The following is a 26,031-nucleotide window of genomic DNA, read 5'->3' on the forward strand; positions in this document are numbered from 1 at the left end:
ATCGGCGCAGCCGCGCCGCGGGTGTTCCCGGGATGTGCCGCGAGTGTTCCAATCTCACAACAGAACGACACGACGACAACATCTGCACGGCATCCGGACCTCACCGGATAACACCAACAAGCAACGAGCGAGCCAGACTTTTGATGACTGACGCCACTCTCCTGAGTTCCAGCTATTCCCACTACGCCGCGCGCGCCGCCGCGGCCCGCCCGCAACTGGCCGCGAACGTGAATGCGCTCGCCGCCGGGCCGCTCACGCGCGAGCGCATCGATGCACGTCTCGACGCGTTGTGCACCGAGGCCGCGGGCAGTTCCGGCGCGGGCGCCGCGCCGTTGAACGAAGAAGCGCTCAAGCGCGCGCTGCGGCAACTGCGCACCGAGGTGTTCTGCGCGGTGATGGAGCGCGACCTCGCGGGTGAGGCCGACATCGCCGAAGTCACCGGCGCGATGACCGATCTCGCGGAAACCACGATCCAGCGTGCGCTCGCGGTGTTGAGCGCCGACCTCGAAACGCTCTACGGCGAGCCGCGCGGCCCGCAGGGCGAACGGCTGACGCTCGGTGTGGTCGGCATGGGCAAGCTGGGCGGGCGCGAGCTGAACGTGTCGTCGGATATCGATCTGATTTTCGTCTACGAGGACGATGGCGAGACCGCCGGCGGCCAGCGCTCGCCGCTCGCGACCCAGGAGTTCTTCACGCGCCTCGGCAAGCGGCTGATCGGCGCGCTCGCCGAAGTGACCGCCGACGGCTACGTGTTTCGCGTCGACATGCGGCTGCGGCCGAACGGCGATTCGGGGCCGCTCGTATGCAGCCTCGGCATGCTCGAAGAGTATTTCTACGTGCAGGGCCGCGAGTGGGAGCGCTATGCGTGGATCAAGGGCCGGCTCGTGTCCGAGGGCGACAGCGCATCGGCGCAGCGGCTGCAGAAGCAGCTCGACGCGATCGTCACGCCGTTCGTCTATCGGCGCTATCTGGACTTCGGCGTGATCAGCGCGATTCGCGCGCTGCATCTGCAGATCCGCCAGGAGGCGCAGCGTCGCGCGTCGATGCGGCCCGACAAGGCCGACGACATCAAGCTTGGACGCGGCGGTATCCGCGAAATCGAATTCAGCGCGCAGGTGTTCCAGCTGATCCGCGGTGGCCAGGATGCCGGCTTTCGCGTGCGGCCGACGCTCGCGGTGCTGCGCCACGCGGCCACGCACGGGCTGATGGACCCGGCGGTGTGTCTGCGGCTGTCGCAGGCGTATCGTTTTTTGCGCGAGCTCGAACATCGTCTGCAATACCGCAACGACGCGCAGACCCATGCGATGCCGGTCGATCCCGAAGACCGCGCGGCGCTCGCGCGGGCGATGGGCTGCAACGACTACGCCGACTTGATGACCAGGCTCGACGCGCATCGCGAGTTCGTCGAGCAACAGTTCGACCAGATTTTCGCCGACAAGGTGGGCGGCCGCGACGGCTGCGCGGCACCCGAGGATGGCGCGGCCGCGTGGGTGTGGAGCAGCGCGCTTGCCGACGACAGCGCCGACGACGCGCTGCGCGCGCGCCTCATCGAACTGGGCGTGGCCGAGCCGGACGATCTGCTCGCGCGGCTGCAGGGCGTGTGGCGTTCGTCGCGCTACACGGGGCTGAACGAGCGCAGCCGGCAACGCTTCGACATCGTCGCGCAGCGCGCGCTCGAAGCCGCGCGCACGCTGGAGCCGGCCGGGCGACGCGGCAATACCGTCGCGCGCTTTTTCGATCTGCTCGAAGCGGTGAGCCGGCGCGGCGCGTATCTGGCGCTGCTAACCGAATATCCGCAGGCGCTGCACCAGGTGCTGTCGGTGCTGGGTGGCTCGCGCTGGGCGGCCGGCTATTTGATCCGCCATCCGCAACTGCTCGACGAACTGCTCGACGGCGAGGCGATCAACAGCCCGTTCGACTGGCCGGAGTTCAAGCGCACGCTGCGGCTGCGGCTCGCGGCCGCCGACGGTGTCGAGCAGCAGATGGATCTGCTGCGCCACGCGCACCACGCCGAGGTGTTCCGGATTCTGCTGATCGATCTCGCCGGCAAGCTGTCGGTCGAGCATGTGAGCGACAGGCTCTCCGAACTCGCCGACGCGGTGCTCGACGTGACGCTCGAAGCGGTGTGGAACCAGCTGGCCAAACGTCATCGCGAGGTGCCGCGCTTCGCGGTGATCGCGTACGGCAAGCTCGGCGGCAAGGAACTCGGCTACGCATCCGACCTCGACCTGATCTTTCTCTACGACGACCCGGACGATGCCGCCGCCGACGTCTACGCGACCTACACGCGTCGTCTGATTACATGGCTCACCACCGCGACCGGCGCCGGCACGCTGTTCGACATCGACCTGCGGCTGCGGCCGAACGGCGAGTCGGGCCTGCTCGTCACCGACCTCGACGCGTTTCGCCGCTACCAGTTGCGCGAGGGCGACGCGGCTAACACCGCGTGGGTCTGGGAGCATCAGGCGCTGACCCGCGCGCGTTACTGCGCGGGCGACGCCGAGATCGGCGCGAAGTTCGAGGCGATCCGCGAACAGGTGCTGACGACGCCGCGCGAGGCGGCGCCGCTCGCGCAGGAAATCGTCGAGATGCGCGCGCGCGTCGAGGCGGGGCATCCGAACCATACGCCCGAGCTGTTCGATCTGAAGCACGATCGCGGCGGCATGGTCGATATCGAATTCACCGTGCAGTACTGGGTGCTGCTGCATGCGGCGCGCGATCCCGAGCTGATCCGCAATACCGGCAATATCGCGCTGCTGCGCGAGGTGTCGCGCTTCGGGCTGATGAGCGAGGCGGAGGCGGAGACGGTGGGCGCCGCGTATCGGCGTTATCGCAAGCTGCAACACACGCTGCGACTCGACGGGATGGAGAAGGCGCGGGTCGATCCGGCGCTGGTCGCGACCGAACGCGAGGCGGTGTTGGGCTTGTGGAAGCGGGTGTTTGGGTGACACGCGGGCGTGGGCGGCGCGTGGGCTGTGCGTAAAGGGCATGGCTTGCGTCGCTCGCGTTGCGGCGCGGTTGTGGTATGTGGTGGTGCGTTGAAGCGCTTGCCGCTGCAGCATGCCGCGCTACGCCGCGCCGCGCTTTCGCGGCCGGCCGGCCGCGGTATGACGCCTCGGCCGATTTACTTCGGGCTTCCTGCTTGCAAGCCGCGCTTTTCAACTCGTACGCACTGGCCGCGCGAGGGGCCGTGAGAAGGGCCATGCGAGGGGCCGCACGAAGGACCATGCGACGGACCGCATGAAGGACCTCACGAAAAGCCGCGCCCCCAAGCCCTAAGCCGCCAGCATTTCCTTCGCGTGCTTGCGCGTGGTCGCGGTGATTTCGAGGCCGCCGAGCATGCGCGCAACTTCCTCGATGCGACTCGCCTTGTCGAGCGAGGTCACGCTGCTGAGCGTGCCGCCCTTGCCGTTGCCGGTTTTCGCGACCTGGAAATGATGATCGCCGCGCGCGGCAACCTGCGGCAGATGGGTCACGCACAGCACCTGGCGCGCTTCGCCGAGCTGATGCAGCAACCGCCCGACCACTTCGGCGACGCCACCGCCGATGCCGGTGTCCACTTCGTCGAAGATCAGCGTGGGGGTCGGACTCGCCGCGCTCGCAATGACCGCGAGCGCGAGACTGATACGCGCGAGTTCGCCGCCCGATGCAACCTTGGCGAGCGGCCGCAGCGGCACGCCGGCGTGGCCAGCTACGCGGAACTCGATCTGCTCGAGTCCGTGCGCGCCGCCTTCGGGCAGCGGCACCAGCGCGACTTCGAAGCTGCCGCCTTTCATCGATAGTTCCTGCATGCCGGTCGTGACTGCCTCGCCGAGCGCCTTGCCGGCCTTCGCGCGTGCCTTCGAGAGCTTTTTCGCTTCGGCAATGAACACCTCTTTCGCGCGGGCTTCGGCGGCGCGCAGGGCGTCGAGGTCGGCGGCAGCGTCGAGCGCGGCGAGTTGCTGGCGGCGCGCCTGGTGTTCTTCGGGCAGGGTCTCGGCTTGCAGGCGGAACTTGCGGGCCGTCGAGTGCAACGCGTCGAGACGCTTTTCGACCTGCGCGAGCCGCTGCGGGTCGAGTTCGAGCTTCTGCGCGTAATGGCTCAGCGAGTACGCGGCTTCCTGCAACTGGATCTCGGCCGGTTCGAGCGCGGCGAGCACGTCGTTCAGCGCCGGGTCGATGTCCGCGAGATCGCGCACCTTCGAGACGATCGAGCCGAGATGCGTGATCATCGCCTCGTCCGATTCGGACAGCGCGCCGAGCGCGCTCTGCACCCCGTCGATCAGATTCGCCGAATGCGATAGCCGATGATGCTCGGCGTTGACTTCTTCCCACTCGCCCGGCTGCGGCGCCAGTTTGTCGAGCTCGGTGAGCTGCCACGCGAGCCGCTCGCGCTCGAGCTGCAGCTCGCGGTCGCGCGTCTGCGCATGCTCGACCGCCTGCGCCTTGTCGCGCCACGTGCGCCACGCGCGCGTCACGGCGGCGGACAGATCGGAGAGCCCCGCGTGCGTATCGAACAGCTCGCGCTGCGCGTCCGGACGCATCAGCAACTGGTGCGCGTGCTGGCCATGAATGTCCACCAGCATTTCGCCGACTTCGCGCAGCTGCGCGAGCGTCGCCGCCGTGCCGTTGATGAACGCGCGCGAGCGGCCGTTCGCGTCGACCACCCGGCGCAGCATCACGGTGCCGCCGTGCGGGTCGTCGTCGGTCGCGCCGAGCGCCTGGGCGTCGAGCCACTGGTCGACCTGTGCGTGCGTTTCGAATTCGGCGGTGATGTCGGCGCGGCTCTCGCCGGTGCGCACGACGCTCGCCTCGGCGCGCGCGCCGAGCGCGAGCGCCAGCGCGTCGATCAGGATCGACTTGCCGGCGCCGGTTTCGCCCGAAAAAACGGTAAAGCCGCTATCGAATTCGAGATCGAGCGCGGCGACGATGACGAAGTCGCGTATCGAGAGGTGGCGAAGCATGGAAGTCGTCGGATGAGCTTGGGATTCGGATGGCGGCGTGCGGACGCGAATAGGGCGGCAGCGCTTACGGCCGCGAGTCTTCTTCGTGCGATGGGTACTCGTGCCAGTGCAGCTTCTTGCGCAGCGTCGCGTAATAGCTGTAGCCGACCGGATGCAGCATCGGCACCGTGTGGCGCGAGCGGCGCACCTCGATCGTGTCGCCGAGTTCGAGCGAGGTGAACGACTGCATGTCGAAATTGACGTTCACTTCGCGCCCGGACACGATCTGGATGCCGACCTTCGACTCGTCCGGCAGCACGATCGGCCGGTTGGACAGCGCGTGCGGCGCGATCGGTACGAGCACGATGCCCTGCAACTGCGGATGCAGAATCGGCCCCTGCGACGACAGCGCGTAGGCGGTCGAGCCGGTCGGCGTGGCGACGATCAGGCCGTCCGAACGCTGGTTGTACATGAAGCGTCCATCCACCGACACGCGCAGTTCCGCCATCCCCGAGAAGCCGCTGCGGTTGACCACCACGTCGTTGAACGCGAGTGCGTGGTAGATCGGCGTGCCGTCGCGCATGATGCGCGCCTCGAGCAGCATGCGCTCTTCGCGCTCGAAGTTGCCCGACAGCATTTGCGGCACGATCTCGCGCATGTTGGAGATCGGGATGTCCGTGATGAAGCCGAGCCGTCCGTGGTTGATGCCGATCAGCGGCGTGCGGTAGGGCGCGAGCTGGCGACCGATGCCGAGCATCGTGCCGTCGCCGCCGAGCACCACGGCGACGTCGGCGCGCGCGCCGATCTCGGCGAGACGCAGCGCCGGATAGTCGGTCACGCCGATTTCGGCGGCGGTGTCGGCTTCGAACACGACTTCGAGGCCGAGCTTCGCGATGCACGCGGCGAGCGCGGTCAGCGGCTCAACGATGCCTGGCGTGTTGCTGCGCCCGACGAGCGCGACGGTCTTGAACTGGCTGGTCACTTGCATGCCGGCATTACACCATAGGTAGGGCCTGAAAAGAACCGCAGACCAACCCGGTAGTGGGCTGGCGCGCGCGGGGCGTCTGCGCATGTCGCGATTATCGTTAGAATGGTGAAGACCTGATGACATGCGTGCCGGTCGAAGCGCGGGGTTGCACCGGGCCGAGGGTTGGCCGCCGCCCCGCAGCGCAACCGCACGGCGTGCCCGCGGGCCGCCGCGCATGCGTTGGAGACGGGCGCCCCGGGCGCTCGCGGCAGTCGCGCCCTTGAGCTAAAATTTTTCGTCATGCTAGATCCTCGCGCACAAACCCTCCTCAAGACGCTGATTGAGCGCTACATCGCCGAAGGTCAGCCGGTCGGCTCGCGCACGCTGTCACGTTATTCGGGCCTCGAACTGAGCCCGGCCACGATCCGCAACGTGATGTCCGATCTCGAGGAGCTGGGGCTCGTAATCAGTCCGCATACGTCGGCGGGACGCATTCCGACGCCGCGCGGCTACCGACTCTTCGTCGACACGATGCTGACGGTCGAGTCCGCCGCGGACGAGGAAGCGGTGATGCGCACCGTCAAGACCACGCTGCAGGCGGGCGAACCGCAGAAAATCGTCGCCGCCGCGGCGAGCGTGCTGTCCAACCTGTCGCAGTTCGCCGGCGTCGTGCTCACGCCGCGCCGCAGCCACGTGTTCAAGCAGATCGAGTTCATGCGCCTGTCCGACAAGCGCATCCTGCTGATTATCGTGACGCCCGAGGGCGACGTGCAGAACCGCATGCTCGCCACCCAGCGCGACTTCTCGCCGTCGCAACTGGTCGAAGCATCCAATTACATCAACGCGCATTTCGCCGGTCTTTCGTTCGACGAAGTGCGCCGCCGCCTGCGCGAGGAAATCGACGAACTGCGCGGCGACATGACCTCGCTGATGCACGCGGCCGTCACCGCAAGCACCGACGAATCGGACACCGGCGAGACGGTGCTGATCTCGGGCGAGCGCAACCTGCTCGAAGTCGCCGATCTTTCGTCGGACATGGCGCGGCTGCGCAAGCTATTCGACGTGTTCGACCAGAAGACCAGCCTCCTGCAGCTGCTCGACGTGTCGAGTCACGCGGCGGGCGTGCAGATATTCATTGGCGGCGAATCGAACCTGGTGCCGATCGAGGAAATGAGCGTCGTCACCGCGCCTTACGAGGTGAACGGCAAGATCGTCGGCACGCTCGGCGTGATCGGGCCGACCCGCATGGCCTACAACCGCGTGATTCCGATCGTCGACATCACCGCGCGGCTGCTGTCCATGACGCTCAGCCAGCAATAGCGCGCTCGTCGTCCCGCCATCGCCCGAATGAATCGTCCGTGCTGTCCATGACGGTCATGATGCGCGAGCGCGCGTGGCCTGCCAATCGTCCGAATGGCCAGGGGCGCCTGGGGAGGCTGCGCGGAACCCGCGCCGCTATAATGAATCTCCACTGAATCGACTTGCCGCGTGAAGCGGCGAACTCTGCTGCCCATTGCTGCCTATGCGCTTCGACCTCGAGCGGCCTTCACAGAACGCGACGTCGCACCGCGTCGCCGTGTTGCTGATCAATCTCGGCACGCCCGACGCGCCGACGCCGCGCGCGGTGCGTCGCTACCTCGCGCAGTTCCTGTCCGATCCGCGTGTGGTCGAAATTCCGGCGCTGCTGTGGCAACTCATTCTGCGTGTGCTGATTCTGCCGTTTCGCGGCCGCAGCTCCGCGAAAAAGTACGCGGCGGTCTGGATGCCCGAAGGCTCGCCGCTGCGCGTCCATACGGAAAAGCAGGTGGAGGGCTTGCGCCATCTGCTGCAGCTGAACGATTACACGGTGCTGGTCGACTACGCGATGCGCTACGGCACGCCCGGCATTCCGGCGATCCTGAATCAGCTGAAGCTGGCGGGCGCCGAGCGCGTGTTGCTGGTGCCGATGTATCCGCAATACTCGGCGTCGACTACCGCGACCGCATTCGACGACGCTTTTTCGGCGCTCAAGCGCATGCGTAACCAGCCGGAAATCCGCACGGTGCGTCAATACGCGGATCATCCGGCGTACATCGCGGCGCTGGCCGCGCAGGTGCATCAATACTGGCATCAGCACGGCCGCCCCGATTTCACGGCCGGCGACAAGCTGGTGCTCAGTTTCCACGGTGTGCCCAAGCGCACGCTCGACCTCGGCGATCCGTACCACGAGCAATGTCAGCAGACCGGCGCGCTGCTGATGCAGGCGCTCGAACTCACGCCGGTGGAGTGCCGCATCACGTTCCAGTCGCGTTTCGGCAAGGCCGAATGGCTGCAGCCGTACACGGCGCCGACGTTGAAGGAGCTCGGCGCAGCCGGAGTGCGGCGCGCCGACGTGTTCTGCCCAGGCTTCACCGCCGACTGCCTCGAAACCATCGAGGAAATCGGCATGGAAGTGCGCGACGAGTTTTTGCAGGCGGGCGGCAAGGAGTTCCATCGCATTGCCTGCCTGAATGCATCGCACGCGTGGATTGCCGCGCTTGGCGAGATCGTCGCGCAGCATCTGCAGGGCTGGCCCGTGCAGGCCGTGCCGGTTCCGGTGCCGCATACCGCAGGAGCTTGAATACGCAGATGAACTACCGCATTTCAACCGAGCCGGGCGCGAAACTGCGCATCGATAAATGGCTGTGGGCCGCGCGCTTCTTCAAGACGCGCTCGCTCGCCGCGGACGCGGTGGAGAAAGGGCGGGTGCGGATCGGCGGCGCGGCGGTAAAGCCGGCCAGGGACGTGCGCGTCGGCGATCGGGTCGAGATCGAGATCGAACACCTGGTGTGGCAGGTGGAAGTGCTTGGTGTGTGCGACGTACGCGGCCCGGCGAGCGTCGCGCAAACGCTTTATGCGGAGACTGAAGAGAGCAAGGTGAAGCGGCAGGCGGAACAGGAGCGACGCCGGATGTACCACGAGCCGGCCTCCGCGTTGCACGGGCGGCCGACCAAACGCGACCGGCGCACTATCGACAGATTTTCAGGTGGGGATTGAAAAGCTGCTCCATGGTAGCGCGCACGCCGCCGTATTCGGTGGTGTGGTCGTTGACCGCACCGGACATGCAGATGGTCGTGGTGCCCGCGACTAGTACCAGTGCGACCACCCCGATTGCAAAGGTCAGTTTCACGGTACTCCCCTGGAAGATTGAAGGCTGAAACGAACTGAATCGGTACAACTGTCAGGTAGCGGAAAGGCTTACGTCAGATTAGGGTTAACGTGGCTTTTCCGATGCATGAATGGAGCATAGGCCACTTGCCGGCTGCACTCAATCTCAATCTGATTGCGCCAGGTTAATCATTGTTACGGCGCGTTTTGCCTGCACGAAGGTGGTGCGAAAAGAACCCGGAAGCCGCTTGAAATGGTTCTTTCCGGCCCCATCTGCGAAATTGATATGCGGTTGCGCGGGAGGCTGCGTGTCGCGATTCTGTCACGCACGAATCGCGAACGTGTCATGAGCTTGCGCCACCGTTGGCTTTCACTTTTTAACGACTTTCAGCGACATGGAAAACACGCAAGAGAACCCGACGAGCCAGAATCCCACGCCCGCCGACGAAGCCGCGCGCCAGGCCGCCGAGGCCGCTGCCGGGCAGCAGAACGCCGGTGCAGTCGAGCAACCCGAGGCAGCAGCCGAGCAGGCGCTGGCCGAAGCTCAGGCGAAGATCGCCGAGTTGCAGGAAAGCTTCCTGCGCGCGAAGGCTGAAACCGAAAACGTGCGTCGTCGTGCGCAGGAAGACGTCGCGAAGGCCCACAAGTTTGCAATCGAGAGTTTCGCCGAGCATCTGCTGCCGGTGGTCGACAGCCTCGAAGCCGCCGTCACCCATTCGTCCGACGATCTGCAGAAGGTCCGTGAAGGCGTCGAGCTCACATTGCGTCAGCTGAACGGCGCGCTCGAAAAAGGCCGTGTCGTCGCGCTGGACCCGATCGGCGAGAAGTTCGACCCGCATCGCCACCAGGCAATCTCGATGGTGCCGGCCGACCAGGAGCCGAACACCGTCGTCTCGGTGCTGCAAAAGGGTTTTGTGATCGCGGATCGCGTGCTGCGTCCCGCGCTCGTGACCGTCGCGGCGCCGAAGTAAGCGGCGCGGCACGTTCGTCGGCCGTCGCGTTGGTTGCATTCGTTACGTTGTCGCGCGCGGCCCTGCGTATCCGGTTCAACCCGCAGGCCGCCGTCTCGTGACAAAAAACTCCCAACGATTCAGGCACTTCCGGCGCGTCGAGCCGGCGGCGCCGCACAGGCTGACGGAACGGACGCAAGCCGTCCGTCCCCCGATTGAAAAAATTTAAAGACCGCATCGCAAAAGAGGTCTTGAAAACGATGTGGCCGCACTTATTTTGAGTGCAGGTATGAATTGAGAGCGGATCGTCCCGCCGCCAGATAGGCCAACCGGGCGTTTTCCGCAGCGATCAAAGTCAGGAGATTTGTAAAAATGGGCAAAATCATCGGCATCGACCTCGGCACGACCAACTCGTGCGTGGCGGTCATGGAAGGCAACTCGATCAAAGTGATCGAGAACTCGGAAGGCGCGCGCACCACGCCGTCGATCATCGCTTACATGGAAGACGGCGAAATTCTCGTCGGCGCACCGGCCAAGCGTCAGTCGGTTACGAACCCGAAGAACACGCTGTACGCAGTCAAGCGTCTGATCGGCCGCCGTTTCGAAGAAAAGGAAGTGCAGAAGGACATCGGCCTGATGCCGTACAAGATCATGAAGGCCGACAACGGCGACGCATGGATCGAAGTGCGCGATCAGAAGCTGGCTCCGCCGCAAATCTCGGCTGAGACGCTGCGCAAGATGAAGAAGACCGCTGAAGATTACCTCGGCGAGCCGGTCACCGAAGCCGTGATCACGGTTCCCGCGTACTTCAACGACAGCCAGCGTCAGGCAACCAAGGACGCCGGCCGCATCGCCGGTCTGGAAGTCAAGCGGATCATCAACGAACCGACCGCGGCCGCGCTGGCTTTCGGTCTGGACAAGGCTGAAAAGGGCGACCGCAAGATCGCCGTGTATGACCTCGGCGGCGGTACGTTCGACGTGTCGATCATCGAAATCGCGGACGTTGACGGTGAAATGCAGTTCGAAGTGCTGTCCACCAACGGCGATACGTTCCTCGGCGGCGAAGACTTCGACCAGCGCATCATCGACTACATCATCGGCGAGTTCAAGAAAGAGCAGGGCGTCGATCTGTCGAAAGACGTGCTCGCGCTGCAGCGCCTGAAGGAATCGGCTGAAAAGGCGAAGATCGAACTGTCGTCGAGCCAGCAGACCGAAATCAACCTGCCGTACATCACGGCCGACGCATCGGGTCCGAAGCACTTGAACCTGAAGATCACGCGCGCCAAGCTGGAAGCGCTGGTCGAAGACCTGATCGAGCGCACCATCGAGCCGTGCCGCGTTGCGATCAAGGACGCAGGCGTCAAGGTCGGCGAAGTCGACGACGTGATCCTGGTCGGCGGTATGACGCGTATGCCGAAGGTGCAGGAAAAGGTGAAGGAATTCTTCGGCAAGGATCCGCGCCGTGACGTGAACCCGGACGAAGCCGTCGCCGTTGGCGCCGCGATTCAGGGCCAGGTTCTGTCGGGCGACCGCAAGGACGTTCTGCTGCTCGACGTGACCCCGCTGTCGCTCGGCATCGAAACGCTCGGCGGCGTGATGACGAAGATGATCAACAAGAACACCACGATCCCGACCAAGCACGCACAGGTCTACTCGACGGCTGACGACAATCAGGGCGCCGTGACGATCAAGGTGTTCCAGGGCGAACGCGAAATGGCAGCGGGCAACAAGCTGCTCGGCGAGTTCAACCTCGAAGGCATTCCGCCGGCACCGCGCGGCGTGCCGCAGATCGAAGTGAGCTTCGACATCGACGCGAACGGCATTCTGCACGTCGGCGCGAAGGACAAGGCGACCGGCAAGGAAAACCGCATCACGATCAAGGCGAACTCGGGTCTGTCCGAAGCCGAAATCGAGAAGATGGTGAAGGACGCCGAAGCGAACGCGGAAGAAGATCACAAGCTGCGTGAGCTGGCCGACGCCCGTAACCAGGGTGACGCACTCGTCCACAGCACGAAGAAGGCGCTGACCGAGTACGGCGACAAGCTGGAAGCCGGCGAGAAGGAAAAGATCGAAGCTGCGTTGAAGGACCTTGAAGATACGCTGAAGAGCACGTCGAGCGACAAGGCCGAGATCGAAGCGAAGATCGAAGCGGTGGCGACCGCCTCGCAGAAGATGGGCGAGAAGATGTACGCCGACATGCAGGCTGCGCAAGGTGCCGAAGCGGCAGCGGGCGCGGCGGGCGGTGCCGGTGCATCGGCGGGCGCGAGCCAGCAGGCGGACGACGTGGTCGACGCCGATTTCAAGGAAGTGAAGAAGGACTAAAGCCAGGTCGACATTCGACCGTAAAGCCGCGCCCAGCGATGTGCGCGGCCCGGCTGCACCACAGGGCGTCCTGGACGCCCGGGTGCAAGAGCGGTTATCGCGCCTGGCGAGCCTTTCGGGGCTCTCCGGGCACGTTTGTTTTATGGAGGGCGTTGTTTTGCACCGCGTCGAAGCGGGTGGAAACAGCGGCCGGACGAGTCGTGAGACTCCACAGCATTCACAAGGAGCTACCGCGTCGTCTTGCGCGGCGGCGTTGAACCGATATGGCGAAACGGGATTACTACGAGGTTCTGGGCGTCGCAAAGAACGCGAGCGACGACGAAATCAAGAAGGCTTATCGCAAGCTCGCGATGAAGCACCACCCCGACCGCAATCCGGGCAACAAGGATGCGGAAGAGCATTTCAAGGAGGTGAAGGAAGCCTATGAAATGCTGTCGGATTCGCAAAAGCGCGCCGCGTACGATCAGTACGGTCACGCGGGCGTCGATCCGAACATGGGTGGGGCCGGCGCACAAGGTTTCGGCGGCTTTGCCGATGCATTCGGCGACATCTTCGGCGACATCTTCGGTCAGGCGGCCGGCGGCGCCGCACGCGGAGGCGGTCGCGCGGGCCCGCAGGTGTATCGCGGCGCCGATCTGCGCTACAGCATGGAAATCACGCTGGAGCAGGCCGCGCACGGCTACGACACGCAGATTCGCGTGCCGAGCTGGGTCTCGTGCGAAATCTGTCATGGCTCGGGCGCGAAGCCCGGCACCAAGCCGGAAACCTGCCCGACCTGTAGCGGTTCGGGCTCGGTGCGTATGTCGCAGGGCTTCTTCAGCATCCAGCAGACCTGCCCGAAGTGCCACGGCACCGGCACCTACATTCCCGACCCGTGCGGCCATTGCCACGGCGCGGGCAAGGTGAAGGAAACCAAGACGCTCGAAGTGAAGATCCCGGCCGGTATCGACGACGGCATGCGTATCCGTTCGGCCGGTAACGGCGAGCCGGGCATCAACGGCGGTCCGTCGGGCGATCTGTACGTCGAGATTCACATCAAGCAGCACTCGGTGTTCGAGCGCGATGGCGACGACCTGCATTGCCAGATGCCGATTCCGTTCACCACGGCAGCGCTCGGCGGCGAGATCGAAGTGCCGACGCTCGCGGGTCGCGCGAGCTTCACGGTGCCGGAGGGGACGCAGTCGGGCAAGACGTTCCGTCTGCGCGGCAAGGGCATCAAGGGGCTGCGCGCGAGCATCGCCGGCGATCTGTACGTGCATGTGCAGGTCGAGACGCCGGTCAAGCTCACCGACACGCAGCGCGATCTGCTCAAGCAGTTCGAAAAGGCGCTTGTCGAAGGCGGCGCGCGGCATAGCCCGCAAAGCAAGAGCTGGTTCGATCGCGTGAAGAGCTTTTTCGATTGATCTGAGTTGGCGGTCAGCATGACGGTGGACAGGCGCGGCGCGGTGTTCGCGCTGCTCGACGATAGCGGTGCAACGGCGGCGCGACCGTCGAGCCGCTTGTACACGGATTTCGTGCACGAGCGGGTCTGTGCGGACGCGGCGCAACTCGAAGCCGTGTGCGACAGCGTCGCGGCGGACACTCGCAACGGTTTGCACGCGGTCGTGCTGGCCGACTATGAATTTGGCCGTGCGCTCGTCGGTCTCGATGAGCTGCGGTCCTCCGAAACGCAGCGTGGTCATGCCACGCTGCGTTTTTTATTGTTCGAACGCTGCGACAAGCTGGCGCGCGACGAGGTCGACGCGTGGCTGGCCGCGCGCGATAACAACGCGGCCGAGCCGTCGGTTGCCGGCACGGCCAACGTGCGCGCGAGCGTCGAGCGCGTGCAGTTCGACGCGGCGATCGACGCGATTCACGCGGCCCTGCGCGCGGGCGATTCCTATCAGGTCAACTACACGTATCGGCTCGGCTTCGACGTGTTCGGCTCGCCGCTCGCGTTCTACCGGCGTTTGCGCGCGCGTCAGCCCGTGCCGTTCGGCGCGCTGATCGCATTGCCCGACGACGCGTGGGTGCTATCGTGCTCGCCGGAGCTGTTCGTCGAAAAGCACGGCACGACATTGCGCGCGCGGCCGATGAAGGGCACGGCGCCGCGCTCGCACGATCCCGTCGCGGACCGGCAGAGCGCGGACTTCCTCGCCAACGATCCGAAGAACCGCGCTGAGAACGTGATGATCGTCGATCTGTTGCGCAACGATCTGTCGCGGGTCGCGCGGATCGGCTCCGTCAACGTGCCGGCGCTGTTTTCGGTCGAGCCGTATGCGTCGGTCTGGCAGATGACGTCGACGGTCGAGGCGACGTTGCTCGAACGGATGTCGTTCGCGACGATCCTGCGCGCGCTGTTTCCGTGCGGTTCGATCACCGGCGCGCCGAAGCATCGGACGATGCAGTTGATCGACGAACTCGAAAGCACACCGCGCGGGCTTTATACCGGCGCGATCGGCTGGCTCGATGCATCGGCGGATGCGCGGGAATGCGGCGATTTCTGCCTGTCGGTCGCGATCCGCACGTTGACGCTGAATCCGTCCACGCAAACCGGTGACGCAGCCGGCCGACGCGGCAGCATGGGCGTCGGCGCGGGCATCGTGCTCGACAGCGTGGCCGCCGATGAATACGCGGAGTGTCGATTGAAAGCGAATTTCCTGACCGGCGCCGAGCCGGGCTTCGATCTGTTCGAAACGATGTACGCGACGCGGGAAGACGGCGTGCGGCATCTGGCGCGTCATCTGCAGCGGCTCTCTTCGAGCGCGGCGACGCTGGGCTTCACGTTCGATGCATCGCACGTTCGCGAGCAGATCGCCGCGCAGTGCGCGGCGCTGCCGGCGCGCACGCCGCATCGCGTGCGGCTCGCGTTGAGCAAGAGCGGCGCGACGCAGATGACCGCCGCGGTGCTCGCGCCGTTGACCGATGCGAGCGTCGGCGTGCTGCTTGGCGGCGACGCGCAGTTCGCCCCGACACTCGCCGCCGATCCGCTGCTGCGCCACAAGACCACGCGCCGCGCCGACTACGATCGCGGCTGGCGCGAAGCCGAAGCGAAGGGCGCTTTCGATACGCTGTTTTTCAATGAACGCGGTGAGCTGACCGAGGGCGGTCGGTCGAACGTGTTCGTGAAGCTGGCGGGGCAATGGTGGACGCCGCCGCTCGCTTCAGGCGTGTTGCCCGGCGTGATGCGTAGCGTGCTGCTGGAAGAGGGCGTGTCTGGCCTGAGCGCGGCCGAGAAAGTGCTGACACAGGCGGACGTGCTGAACGCTGAGGCACTGCTGGTATGCAACGCGTTGCGCGGTGCGGTGCCGGCGCGGGTCGTCCGTTAGAACGGGCGCGCACTAGTCACGATGCTCACGATGCCGCGTGCTTGCGCGGCATGGAAGCAGCGGGAAAAAATAGAAACCTACAGAAGCGGGCGGTCACCGCAGACGCAAACGCTAGCCGACACAAGTCGAAATAGCCGGCGTATTCGAACCAGTCGCGGCACCGCAACCGCCATTCACCAGAACGCGCACTTTGACTCACGCGCTTTGACTCAAGCACCTTGATTCGCGCGCATCAAACCCCGCACATCAAACCACGCTCATCGACAATCAGAACGTGTGCTCGGACCCCGGGAACGATCCATCCTTCACCGCCCGCACATAGGCCTCGACGGCCGCCTGAATGTTGGGCTGTCCCTGCATGAAATCCTTCACGAAGCGCGGCCGCTTGCCGGGGAAAATCCCGAGCATGTCGTGCAGCACGAGCACCTGACCCGAGCAGTCCAGACCCGCGCCGATGCCGATCGTCGGAATCCGCAGTTGCTTCGTGACCTCGCCTGCGAGTTGCGACGGGATCGCTTCCATCACGATCAGTTGCGCGCCGGCCTCCTGCACCGCGAGCGAATCGCGCAGCAGCTGGCTCGCGCCCGCTTCGGTCTTACCCTGCACCTTGAAGCCGCCGAACGCATGCACCGACTGCGGCGTGAGTCCGACGTGCGCGCACACCGGAATCGCGCGCTCGACCAGAAAGCGCACCGTGTCCGCGAGCCATTCGCCGCCTTCGAGCTTTACCATCTGCGCGCCCGCGCGCATCAGTTCGACCGAGCTACGGAAAGCGTCTTCCGGCGTGCCGTAAGTGCCGAACGGCAGATCTGCGACGATCAGCGCCGACGGCCGCGCGCGCGCAACGCTCGCCGTGTGATACGCGATGTCCGCTAGCGTCACCGGCAGCGTGGTCGTCTGTCCTTGCAGTACATTGCCGAGCGAGTCGCCGATCAGCAACGCGTCGACGCCCGCGCGATCGAGCAGCGCGGCGAAGCTCGCGTCGTAACAGGTGAGCATTGCGATCTTGTCGCCGGCATCGCGCATCGCCTGCAGTTTCGGCACGGTGATTGCGCTCCTGCTCGCTTCCTGCAAATAAGTCATGGTCAATCCAGTGAGAAAAAAGAATGGCCGCGCTGCTTACAGCGACGTGCCTTTGACAAAGAATTCCTTGCGACCGCGCATCGTCTCGATGCGTTCGGCGAGCAGCGCAAGGTCCGCGTCGGAGTCGAGCGGATTCAGGTGTTCGGCGTTGACCGTCAGCACGGGCGTGCGGTCGTAGTGGTAGAAGAATTCGTTGTACGCGTCGCACAGTGCGCGCAGATACGCGTCGGAGATCTGCAGCTCCATCGGCACCGCGCGCTTCTGGATACGCGCGAACAGCACCTCGGGACTCGCCTGCAGATAAACCACGAAGTCCGGTGCCGGCGCACTGACGGTAAGCCGTGCAGCGAGCGCGCGATACAGCTGCCACTCGTCTTCCTGCAAGGTCAGGCGCGCGAAGATGTCGTTTTTCTGCGTGAGAAAGTCGGCGATCAGCGGCGTGCCGCTGGCCTGCGCGGCATTCACTTCCTGCGCCTGCTGCGCGCGTTGCAACGCGAAGTGCAACTGCACCGGCAGCGCGTAGCGCGTGGTGTCGCGATAGAAGCGTTCTAGAAACGGATTCTCGTGCGGTCGTTCGAACAGTTCCTGCATCGACCAGCGTTGCGCGAGGCGCCGCGCGAGCGAGGTCTTGCCGACGCCGATCGGCCCTTCGATCGCGATATAGCCGAACGGCGGACGCAGTTGCGGCGCGGTGACTGTGAGCGGCGGTGAACTCATTCGCAGCGGCCTTTATCGGCGGAACCGCCGGTCAGCGCGTTGAGCATCGGGCACTGGCAAGGCGATTTGACCTTTTCGATGCGCTGATCGCTGACGCCGCCGAGCAGCGCGGCGGCCCGGCCATGTTGCGGAATGACGATCGCCGCGTCGATCTCGACGAGCGGCACCAGCGCGAACGCGCGCTCGACCAGACGCGGATGCGGCACGATCAGATCGGCTTCGTCGATCGACTGGTCGCCGTACAGCAGGATGTCGAGATCGAGCGTGCGCGGCGCGTTGCGAAACGGCCGCTCGCGACCGAACTGATGTTCGATCTTGTGGCACAGCGCGAGCAGATGCCGCACGGGGAGCGTCGTTTCGAGCTTCACGACGCAGTTGAAATAGTCGTCACCGCCCGCGTCGATCGGGGCAGTGCGATACAGGCTCGATTTGGCGAGCACGGTGATGGTGTGCTGTTGGGCCAGGCACACCACCGCGTCTTTCAGGGTCTGGCGCGCGTCCCCGAGATTCGCGCCGAGGCCAAGATAAGCAACCGTCATGGCATAACTTCCTGCAACTATCGTTCGACGGCTTTCCGCGAACGCCGCGTCAGTCTTCGTGCGAGCCTTCATGGCCCGCGTCGTTGTCCGTGCGTTCTGCGGGCGTGCCGCCCTCCACTCCGTCACCTGATTTGCGGTTTCTGGCGCCACCGCGCCGCCGTCGTTTTCTGGGGCTCCGGTCCTTCCCGCCTTGCGTGAGCAATGTCTCGCGCGCGGCGGCGTCTCCTTCGATGAACTCCGTCCACCACGTACCGACCGACTCGTCGAGTTCGCCCGATTCGCAGCGCAACAGGAGGAAATCATACCCCGCTCTAAATCTTTGGTGTTCCAGCAGCTTCAACGCGCTTCGGCCCGAGCGCTTTTCGAGGCGCAATTGCAGGCCCCAGATCTCGCGCATGTCGGCCGAGAAGCGCTTGTGGATCGCGAGCTTCTCGGTCTGCATGTCGAGCACTTCGTCCATCGCGCGATGCAGCGCGGGCACCGGATACTCGCCCTCGGCTTCGAATTTCTGCCAGCGCTGCTGCACGTCGTGCCACAGCAATGTTGCGAACAGGAAGCCCGGCGACACCGGCTTGCCGCCGAGCACGCGCGCGTCGGTATTGGAGAGTGCCAGCGAAATGAATTTTTCGCCGGTCGGCTGTTCGAGCACGACGTCGAGGAGTGGCAGCAGGCCGTGATGCAGACCTTCCTGGCGCAGCCGTTTCAGGCACGCGAGCGCATGACCCGACAGCATCAGCTTCAGCATCTCGTCGAACAGACGCGCGGCCGGCACGTTGTTGATCAGATCGGCCATCTTCTCGATCGGCGCGCGCGTGCTGGTCTCGATTTCGAAGCCGAGCTTCGCGGCGAAGCGCACGACGCGCAGCATCCGCACCGGATCCTCGCGATACCGCGTGGCCGGGTCGCCGATCATGCGCAGCAGTTGCGCGCGCATGTCGGCCATGCCGTTGTGATAGTCCAGCACGGTTTGCGTGGCCGGATCGTAGTACATCGCGTTGATCGTGAAGTCACGGCGCGTGGCGTCTTCGTGCTGCTCGCCCCAGACGTTGTCGCGCAGCACGCGGCCGCTCGCGTCGACCGCGTGGGTGCGGCGGTCGAGCTCGTCGCGCTTCAGGCGCTTCGGCGGCGGCGCGTCGGCCGCGGGCGGATCGACCAGCGCGCGGAACGTCGAGGTCTCGATGATTTCCTGGCCGAACTGCACGTGCACGATCTGGAAACGCCGGCCGATGATGCGCGCGCGGCGGAACAGCTTCTGCACCTGTTCGGGCGTTGCGTCGGTCGCGACGTCGAAGTCCTTCGGCTTCACGCCGAGCAGCAGATCGCGCACCGCGCCGCCGACGATGAACGCGCGGAAGCCCGCCTGCTGCAGCCCCTCGGTCACGCGGATCGCGTTGCGCGAGATCAGCGTGGGATCGATGCCGTGCACGTCGTGTGGAATGATGACGGGCGCGTCGGGCTCGGGCGGGGCTTTCGCGCCTGTCGCGGCACCGGCGGTTTTGCGGCGCGGACGGGCCGCGGTGGCGGACTTGCTGCGCGCGGGCGCGTTACCGGCCGCGTCGGAGTCGCTGGCGGCGGCGGAGAGGTCGCCGTCGGCGCTCGCCGCGTCCTGGCCGAATAGCTTGCGAATGAGTTTCTTGATCACGAGGGTTGAAAGAGTTCGAGGATGCGCCAGCCTTTGGCCTGCGCATGGGCGCGCAACGTGTCGTCCGGATTGGTCGCGATGGGATCGGTGACTTTTTCGAGCAGCGGAATGTCGTTGTGCGAATCGCTATAGAAATAGCTGTGTTCGAAGTCGCTCCAGCTTTTGCCGAGCGACGCGAGCCACATTTCGGTGCGCACGATCTTGCCTTCCTTGTAGCTCGGCGTGCCGGTCGGCCGGCCGGTGTAGGCGCCGTGCGGATCGCCGCCGACGGTTTCCGCCTCGCATGCGATCAGCGTATCGACGCCGAAGGCCCGCGCGATCGGCCGTGTGATGAATTCGTTGGTCGCGGTGACGACGCAGCACAGGTCGCCTGCTTCGCGATGCTGCTTCACGAGTTCGAGCGCGACCGGAAAGATGGCCGGCGTGATCACTTCGTGCATGTACTCGGCGTGCAGATCGGCAAGTTGCGCGCGCGTGTATTTCGCGAGCGGCGTGAGCATGGCGACCAGGTAGGCGTGAATGTCGAGCTTGCCGGCTTTGTAGTCGGCGAAGAAGCGATCGTTTTCACGGGCGAAATTTTCGGCGTCGACCATGCCTTTTTTCACCATGAAGCGACCCCATTCGTGGTCGCTGTCGGTGGGAATGAGCGTGTGGTCGAGATCGAAGAGTGCGAGGTTAGCCATGGGGGCCTATTTTACTTGAAGCGGGAACGGCGGCGTGTGAACCCTGCGTTGCCACGGACTCGGCGGGGGAGTTGGTGCCGGCGCCCTGGCCCGTTGGCGCGGCGCTGCCCGGAGCGGCCGCTGCGCCCGCTGTGCTTGAGGCACCGGGTGCGCCCGGCGCTGCGCGCCGTTCGTCGGCGTCGGGCGACGCCAGCATTGTGCGCAACAGCGGCAGCGTGACCGCGCGCTTCTGTTCGAGCGAAAAGCGGTCGAGCGCGTCGAGCAGCGCCATCAGGCTTGGCATGTCGCGGCGAAAATGCGTGAGCAGGTAGGCCGGCACGTCGTCGGCGAGCATGATGCCGCGCTCGCGCGCCGCGCGTTTGAGCACCGCGGCCTTCGCGTCGTCGGGCAGCGGCGCGAGATGGAATACGAGACCCCAGCCGAGCCGCGTGCGCAAGTCCTCGCGCACCGTCATGCCGATCGGCGGCGCGTTGCCGGCGGCGACGAGCGCGCTGGTCGGATGCGCGCGCACTTCGTTGAAGAGGTTGAACATGGCGATCTGCTGCGCGGCGGACAGGCCGTCGCAATCGTCGATCGCGTAGAGCGCGACGCGCGGATCGAAACTGAAGGCGGCGAGGCTGCTCTGCGGGCTCGCGAAGCGCGCATGGCCCGGCGGCGCTTCGTGCACCAGCGCCTGCAGCAGGTGCGTGCGGCCGCTGCCGGCCTCGCCCCAGACGTAGAAGGTGCGATCGGCGACCGGCCCGGCGGCGAGCGCATTGTCGAGCTCACGCAGGCGCGTGACCAGCTCGGCGTTTGCGCCGGCGAAGAAATTGTCGAATGTCGATGGCGGCGGGGTGCCGAGATCGAGCGTCAGTTGACGAAGCACAGTAGGTTAATGCCGAAAATGAGACCGACGCCCTGCCGGATGGAAGCGAGAAGCGGGCCGGGACCTCGGGGGCCTAAAACATCGATAGGCAGTCAGTTGTTATAGGAAGCATGTCCGGCGGGTCGCCAGGCCGCGCGCGGCGGCTCGCGGCACGGGGGCTCACAGGGACCGGCGACGTCGGAATCGGGGTGTCGTGTTGCAAAATCGTTTCTCGGATGTCGTCGGAACGCGCGAATTCCAGTCAGGCGGCCCGCATCGGGTAAAATCGCATTTTACCGACCTTCTCGCTCTTCCCCATGAATCAACCGAAATCCGCCCCTGATAGCCAAGGTTTGTCGTATCGCGACGCCGGCGTGGACATCGATGCGGGCGACGCCCTCGTCGACGCCATCAAGCCCTTTGCCAAGAAGACCCTGCGCGATGGCGTGCTGGGCGGCATCGGCGGATTCGGCGCGCTGTTCGAAGTGCCGAAGAAGTATAAGGAGCCGGTGCTCGTGTCCGGCACCGACGGCGTCGGCACCAAGCTGCGCCTCGCGTTCCAGCTGAACAAGCACGACACGGTCGGCCAGGATCTGGTCGCGATGAGCGTCAACGACATCCTCGTACAGGGTGCCGAGCCGCTGTTCTTCCTCGACTACTTCGCCTGCGGCAAGCTCGACGTCGGCACGGCGGCGACCGTCGTGAAGGGCATCGCGCAAGGTTGCGAACTGTCGGGCTGCGCGCTGATCGGCGGCGAAACCGCGGAAATGCCGGGCATGTACCCGGACGGCGAATACGATCTGGCCGGTTTCGCGGTCGGCGCGGTGGAAAAGAGCAAGATCATCGACGGCAGCAAGATAGCGCCGGGCGACGTGGTGCTGGGTCTCGCGTCGAGCGGCATCCATTCGAACGGTTTCTCGCTGGTGCGCAAGATCATCGAGCGCGCCAATCCGGATCTGAACGCGGACTTCGACGGCCGCTCGCTCGCCGACGCGCTGATGGCGCCGACGCGCATCTACGTGAAGCCGCTGCTCGCGCTCATGCAGCAGATCGAGGTGAAGGGCATGGCGCACATCACCGGCGGCGGCCTGGTCGAGAACATTCCGCGCGTGCTGCGCGAAGGTCTGACGGCCGAGCTCGATCATCGCGCATGGCCGCTGCCGCCGCTGTTCTCGTGGCTGCAGAAGCACGGCGGTGTCGCGGATGCGGAAATGCACCGCGTGTTCAACTGCGGTATCGGTATGGCGGTGGTGGTCTCGGCGGCTGACGCCGAGGCGGCGATCGGTCTGTTGTCCGCGGCCGGCGAGCAGGTCTGGAAGATCGGCGCGATTCGCGCAAGCGCGGCCGGTGAAGCGCAGACGGTCGTGGTTTAAAGTTTGACGATGGCCTGTGTGGCGTGCCGCAACGGGGCGCCGCGCGGGCCGGATCGTAGTACAGGTTTGGGGTTTGCTTCGAAGGGCCGGCTCCGGCTTCTTCAGATTTCCGCTTCGGTGGCGGGTTCGGTAGTTTCAGCCGTTTCGCTTCTGGCAGTTTCGTTTTTTCTCCGCTTCAGCTTCAGTCCCGCGATTGGCGCGTTATACCGGCGACTCGATCAATTCGCGTCCCCTCGCTTCAAGCCAGCGTCTCGATCAATTCCACCACCCGCGCCGTCGCGTGCGGATCGCAGCAATCCACCACCAACCGCTCCGGCATGCTGCGCAGCCACGTCAGTTGTCGCTTGCATAGCTGGCGCGTCGCGAACACGCCTTTGTCGCGCATGGTCTGATAATCGACGGCGCCGTCGAGGTATTCCCACACCTGCCGATAGCCGACGCAGCGCATCGACGGCATCTCGGGCAGCAGGTCGCCGCGCGCGCGCAACTTCGCCACTTCATCGATGAAACCGTGCGCGAGCATCGCATCGAAGCGCTGCTCGATACGTGCGTGCAGCACGCCGCGCTCGGACGGCTCGAGCGCGACCGGCACGAAGCGCCACGCGGCGGCCGCCGCGTCGACGCGCGTCGGTGCGGCGAGCAGCGCCGACATCGGCTGGCCGCTCAGCATGAACACTTCGAGCGCGCGCTGGATGCGCTGCGAGTCGTTCGGCGCGAGCCGCGCGGCCGTGACCGGATCGACTGCGGCGAGCCGCGCGTGCAGCGCCGGCCAGCCGTCGCGGGCGGCGTCGGCATCGAGTGTTGCGCGCAGCTCGGCGTCGGCGCCGGGCAGATCGTTGAGGCCCTGCGTGAGCGCCTTGTAGTACAGCATCGTGCCGCCGACCAGCAGCGGCAGCCGCCCGCGAGCGTGAATTTCGCCGACGAGCCGCAACGTGTCCGCGCGAAACTGCGCGGCCGAATACGAATCGGCCGGATCGATGATGTCGATCAGATGATGCGGCGCGAGCGCGCGTTCCTGCGCCGTCGGCTTGGCGGTGCCGATGTCCATCTCGCGATAGACGAGCGCCGAATCGACGCTGATGATCTCGACCGGGCGTCGCGCGGCGAGCGTGAGCGCGGCCGCGGTCTTGCCGGAGGCAGTCGGGCCGAGCAGGCAGGGGATGGGAACAGGAGATGACGTCATGGGCAGGCAGGCGTGCGTTGCAGCAGAGTGTGAATCAACGCAGCGCGTTATTGCCCGCGCATGAACAGACGATCGAGATCGCCCAGCGTCAGCTGATACCACGTCGGACGGCCGTGGTTGCACTGATCGGCGCGCTCGGTCGCTTCCATCTGGCGCAGCAGCGCGTTCATTTCGTCGAGCGTCAGACGCCGGTTCGCGCGCACCGCGTGATGGCACGCGAGCGTGCCGAGCAGTTCGTGCTGACGCTCGGTCAGCACGCGCGAGCCGCCGAACGCGTGCAGGTCGGACAGCACCGCGCGCGCGAGCGCCTGCAGATCGGCGTCCTTCAGCAACGCGGGCACCGCGCGGATCGCGAGCGTGGTCGGCGACAGGACCGCGAGATCGAAGCCGAGCGCGTCGAGCGTGTCGCGCTCTTCCTCGACCGTGCCGATTTCGACCGGATCGGCCTGCATCGTTTGCGGGATCAGCAGCGGCTGCACGGCGATCGCGCGGTCGGCGAGCGCGTTCTTGAACTGCTCGTAGAGGATGCGTTCGTGCGCGGCATGCATGTCGACGATCACGAGTCCGTGACGGTTCTGCGCGAGCACGTAGATGCCGTGCACCTGACCGAGCGCGAAGCCGAGCGGCTGGTCGTCGGTGGGATCGAACGACGCGGCGGCCGAGCCGGGCGCGAATGGCGTCGCCGCGCGGGAGGCCGCGTCGTAGGGCGCGGTCGTTTCGCCGGCGGAGTCGCGCGCCTCGAACAGCGAGGCGCCTTCGACCGGACCCGCGAGCGGATCCTTGCGGCCGAACAGCGCGTCGTAGCCGGCGAGCGGTTGCGCGACCGGCAGCGTGCCTTGCGTCATGCGCGCCTGGCGCATCCACGTGTTGCCGGGCTGCGAGTTGCCGAAACCACTGGATCCGCCGGCACCACTGCCACTGCCGAAGCCACTGCGGCTTCCCGTGCCGAAACTCGAGCCCGAGCCGCCGCTGAAGCCACTGCCTGAGCCGCCACCCGAGCCACCCGAAAAGCCGCTACCCGCGCCGAAACCGCTACCGCCGACGCCATCGCTCGCCGCACCAGCGGTCCCCAGCGGCGTCGAACCAAACGAAGCCGGTCCACCCGCCGACGGCGTCAGATGCGCCGCATGCCCGCCCGCCGTCGTTTCCGGCGATGCGCCCGCGTGCCGCGCGAGCGCGCGCTGCACCGCATGGAATACGAACTGGTGAATCGAGCGCGAATCGCGGAAACGCACCTCGATTTTCGACGGATGCACGTTCACGTCGACCCCTTTAGGCGGCAGATCGAGGAACAGCACGTACGACGGATAGCGCTCGCCGTGCAGCACGTCTTCGTAAGCGGCGCGCACCGCGTGCGTGAGCAGCTTGTCGCGCACGAAGCGGCCATTGACGAAGAAATACTGCTGATCGGCGCGGCCCCGGCTCGCGGTCGGCAGGCCGGCGCAGCCATAGATGGCGAGCGGGCCGGCGGATTCATCGAGCGGCAGATGGGCGGTCGCGAACGTCTCGCCGAGAATCTTCGCGACGCGCGCGGGCGGCTCGCTTGCGTTCCAGTGCTCGACGGCCTTGCCGTTGTGCAGTACCGAAATCGCGACGTCCGGCCGCGCCAGCGCGGCGCGGCGGATCTGCTCGAGACAGTGGCCGAGTTCGGTCTGTTCGCTCTTCAGGAATTTGCGCCGCGCGGGCGTGTTGAAGTAGAGCTCGCGGACTTCGATGGTCGTGCCCTGAGTGCCGGCCGCGGGGCTCAGCGCGCCGGTGTCAGCGTCGATACGTACCGCGTGCGGCGCGTCGGTGGTGCGACTCGTGATGCTCATCTGCGCGACCGATGCGATCGATGCCAACGCCTCGCCGCGAAACCCGAGCGTCGCGACCGCTTCGAGCTCGGCGAGCGAGCGGATCTTGCTGGTCGCGTGGCGCGTCAGCGCGAGCACGAGTTCGTTTTCGGGGATGCCGCAGCCGTCGTCGGTGATCGAGATGCGTTTGACACCGCCTTCGTCGAGCAGGATGCGCAGCGTTTGCGCGCCCGCGTCGAGTGCGTTTTCGAGCAGCTCCTTGACCACCGAGGCCGGTCGCTCGACCACTTCGCCGGCTGCGATCTGGCTGATCAGTTGATCGGGAAGGGGCTGGATCGCGCGCAGCGGACGCGGCGCGGGCGTCGCGTTCGAGGCGTCGGGGAGCGCGGCCGCGCTGGCGTCGCCGGCAGGCGTATCGGAGAATTCGGACATGGCGAAATTATAGCGACTCGGCGCAGCGCGTCCGTTCGTGCGTCCGACGTCGCAGATTTTTCATTGCGGTAGGGCACTTTATGTATCATGTCGCGGTCAATTTGCGGCGGTCGGCCCGTCGTTTGCATGCTTCATGCGCACACGGTG

Annotated in this window: 20 protein-coding genes; 9 read left to right on the forward strand and 11 right to left on the reverse strand. The window is 65.7% G+C overall.

The window, feature by feature from the left end; genetic code table 11:
- The first annotated feature begins 143 nt into the window (after nt 1-143).
- The gene (gene glnE, locus HHL14_RS07685) at nt 144-2,948 is read left to right on the forward strand and encodes a bifunctional [glutamate--ammonia ligase]-adenylyl-L-tyrosine phosphorylase/[glutamate--ammonia-ligase] adenylyltransferase (protein WP_169496999.1); all 2,805 of its coding nucleotides are present in this window, start codon (nt 144-146) and stop codon (nt 2,946-2,948) included.
- A 327-nt stretch (nt 2,949-3,275) separates the two neighbouring features.
- On the opposite strand, the gene recN is transcribed toward glnE, so the two are convergent.
- Complete coding sequence (gene recN, locus HHL14_RS07690; protein ID WP_169497000.1) at nt 3,276-4,943, reverse strand: DNA repair protein RecN; 1,668 nt, start codon at nt 4,941-4,943, stop codon at nt 3,276-3,278.
- Between the two features lie 64 nt (nt 4,944-5,007).
- Nucleotides 5,008-5,910, reverse strand: coding sequence for an NAD kinase (locus HHL14_RS07695; protein ID WP_169497001.1), 903 nt, complete (start codon nt 5,908-5,910; stop codon nt 5,008-5,010).
- 279 nt (nt 5,911-6,189) lie between these two features.
- Here HHL14_RS07695 and hrcA point away from each other — a divergent pair, with 279 nt between their 5' ends.
- From hrcA to HHL14_RS07710, 3 genes are all read left to right on the forward strand, one after another.
- Nucleotides 6,190-7,209 carry a heat-inducible transcriptional repressor HrcA gene (hrcA, locus tag HHL14_RS07700; RefSeq protein WP_169497002.1) on the forward strand — a complete coding sequence of 340 codons (1,020 nt, stop codon included), beginning with the start codon at nt 6,190-6,192 and terminating at the stop codon, nt 7,207-7,209.
- 202 nt (nt 7,210-7,411) lie between these two features.
- Nucleotides 7,412-8,488, forward strand: coding sequence for a ferrochelatase (gene hemH, locus HHL14_RS07705; protein WP_169497003.1), 1,077 nt, complete (start codon nt 7,412-7,414; stop codon nt 8,486-8,488).
- An 8-nt stretch (nt 8,489-8,496) separates the two neighbouring features.
- The gene (locus HHL14_RS07710) at nt 8,497-8,904 is read left to right on the forward strand and encodes an RNA-binding S4 domain-containing protein (RefSeq protein WP_169497004.1); all 408 of its coding nucleotides are present in this window, start codon (nt 8,497-8,499) and stop codon (nt 8,902-8,904) included.
- Here HHL14_RS07710 and HHL14_RS07715 read toward each other — a convergent pair.
- The gene (locus tag HHL14_RS07715) at nt 8,876-9,037 is read right to left on the reverse strand and encodes a hypothetical protein (RefSeq protein ID WP_169497005.1); all 162 of its coding nucleotides are present in this window, start codon (nt 9,035-9,037) and stop codon (nt 8,876-8,878) included. The genes HHL14_RS07710 and HHL14_RS07715 overlap by 29 nt on opposite strands.
- A gap of 373 nt (nt 9,038-9,410) precedes the next feature.
- Here HHL14_RS07715 and grpE point away from each other — a divergent pair, with 373 nt between their 5' ends.
- The 4 genes from grpE to pabB all read left to right on the forward strand — a co-directional run bounded on the left by grpE (nt 9,411) and on the right by pabB (nt 15,595).
- Nucleotides 9,411-9,986 (forward strand): nucleotide exchange factor GrpE, encoded by a 576-nt coding sequence (grpE, locus tag HHL14_RS07720; protein WP_169497006.1) that lies wholly within the window; start codon nt 9,411-9,413, stop codon nt 9,984-9,986.
- A gap of 351 nt (nt 9,987-10,337) precedes the next feature.
- Nucleotides 10,338-12,287: a molecular chaperone DnaK gene (dnaK, locus tag HHL14_RS07725; RefSeq protein ID WP_169497007.1), complete on the forward strand. Its 1,950-nt coding sequence runs from the start codon at nt 10,338-10,340 to the stop codon at nt 12,285-12,287.
- Between the two features lie 263 nt (nt 12,288-12,550).
- Nucleotides 12,551-13,690 (forward strand): molecular chaperone DnaJ, encoded by a 1,140-nt coding sequence (gene dnaJ, locus HHL14_RS07730; RefSeq protein WP_169497008.1) that lies wholly within the window; start codon nt 12,551-12,553, stop codon nt 13,688-13,690.
- Between the two features lie 18 nt (nt 13,691-13,708).
- Nucleotides 13,709-15,595: an aminodeoxychorismate synthase component I gene (pabB, locus tag HHL14_RS07735; RefSeq protein ID WP_169497009.1), complete on the forward strand. Its 1,887-nt coding sequence runs from the start codon at nt 13,709-13,711 to the stop codon at nt 15,593-15,595.
- A 267-nt stretch (nt 15,596-15,862) separates the two neighbouring features.
- On the opposite strand, the gene panB is transcribed toward pabB, so the two are convergent.
- From panB to hda, 6 genes are read right to left on the reverse strand one after another with little or no spacing between them, the layout of a single operon-like run.
- Nucleotides 15,863-16,678 (reverse strand): 3-methyl-2-oxobutanoate hydroxymethyltransferase, encoded by an 816-nt coding sequence (gene panB / locus HHL14_RS07740; RefSeq protein ID WP_169497010.1) that lies wholly within the window; start codon nt 16,676-16,678, stop codon nt 15,863-15,865.
- A 36-nt stretch (nt 16,679-16,714) separates the two neighbouring features.
- Complete coding sequence (locus tag HHL14_RS07745) at nt 16,715-17,395, reverse strand: deoxynucleoside kinase (RefSeq protein WP_169497011.1); 681 nt, start codon at nt 17,393-17,395, stop codon at nt 16,715-16,717.
- Entirely contained in the window at nt 17,392-17,934 is a 543-nt protein-coding gene (folK, locus tag HHL14_RS07750; RefSeq protein WP_169497012.1) for a 2-amino-4-hydroxy-6-hydroxymethyldihydropteridine diphosphokinase, read from the reverse strand. The genes HHL14_RS07745 and folK overlap by 4 nt, the downstream gene beginning before the upstream one ends.
- A 49-nt stretch (nt 17,935-17,983) precedes the next feature.
- Nucleotides 17,984-19,576 (reverse strand): polynucleotide adenylyltransferase PcnB, encoded by a 1,593-nt coding sequence (gene pcnB / locus HHL14_RS07755; protein WP_169497013.1) that lies wholly within the window; start codon nt 19,574-19,576, stop codon nt 17,984-17,986.
- Complete coding sequence (locus tag HHL14_RS07760) at nt 19,573-20,259, reverse strand: histidinol-phosphatase (RefSeq protein ID WP_169497014.1); 687 nt, start codon at nt 20,257-20,259, stop codon at nt 19,573-19,575. The genes pcnB and HHL14_RS07760 overlap by 4 nt, the downstream gene beginning before the upstream one ends.
- Nucleotides 20,252-21,124 (reverse strand): DnaA regulatory inactivator Hda, encoded by an 873-nt coding sequence (hda, locus tag HHL14_RS07765; protein ID WP_329601632.1) that lies wholly within the window; start codon nt 21,122-21,124, stop codon nt 20,252-20,254. The genes HHL14_RS07760 and hda overlap by 8 nt, the downstream gene beginning before the upstream one ends.
- 296 nt (nt 21,125-21,420) lie before the next feature.
- On the opposite strand from hda, the gene purM reads away from it, so the two are divergent.
- Entirely contained in the window at nt 21,421-22,476 is a 1,056-nt protein-coding gene (gene purM / locus HHL14_RS07770) for a phosphoribosylformylglycinamidine cyclo-ligase (RefSeq protein ID WP_169497015.1), read from the forward strand.
- Nucleotides 22,477-22,714: 238 nt separating this feature from the next.
- Here the strand turns inward: purM and miaA are convergent, their stop codons facing one another.
- Together miaA and mutL are read right to left on the reverse strand one after the other, a co-directional pair.
- Nucleotides 22,715-23,659, reverse strand: coding sequence for a tRNA (adenosine(37)-N6)-dimethylallyltransferase MiaA (gene miaA, locus HHL14_RS07775; RefSeq protein WP_169497016.1), 945 nt, complete (start codon nt 23,657-23,659; stop codon nt 22,715-22,717).
- A 47-nt stretch (nt 23,660-23,706) separates the two neighbouring features.
- Nucleotides 23,707-25,884 carry a DNA mismatch repair endonuclease MutL gene (gene mutL, locus HHL14_RS07780; RefSeq protein ID WP_169497017.1) on the reverse strand — a complete coding sequence of 726 codons (2,178 nt, stop codon included), beginning with the start codon at nt 25,882-25,884 and terminating at the stop codon, nt 23,707-23,709.
- Nucleotides 25,885-26,031 lie beyond the last annotated feature (147 nt).

The organism is Paraburkholderia antibiotica (assembly GCF_012927125.1).
GTDB lineage: Bacteria > Pseudomonadota > Gammaproteobacteria > Burkholderiales > Burkholderiaceae > Paraburkholderia > Paraburkholderia antibiotica.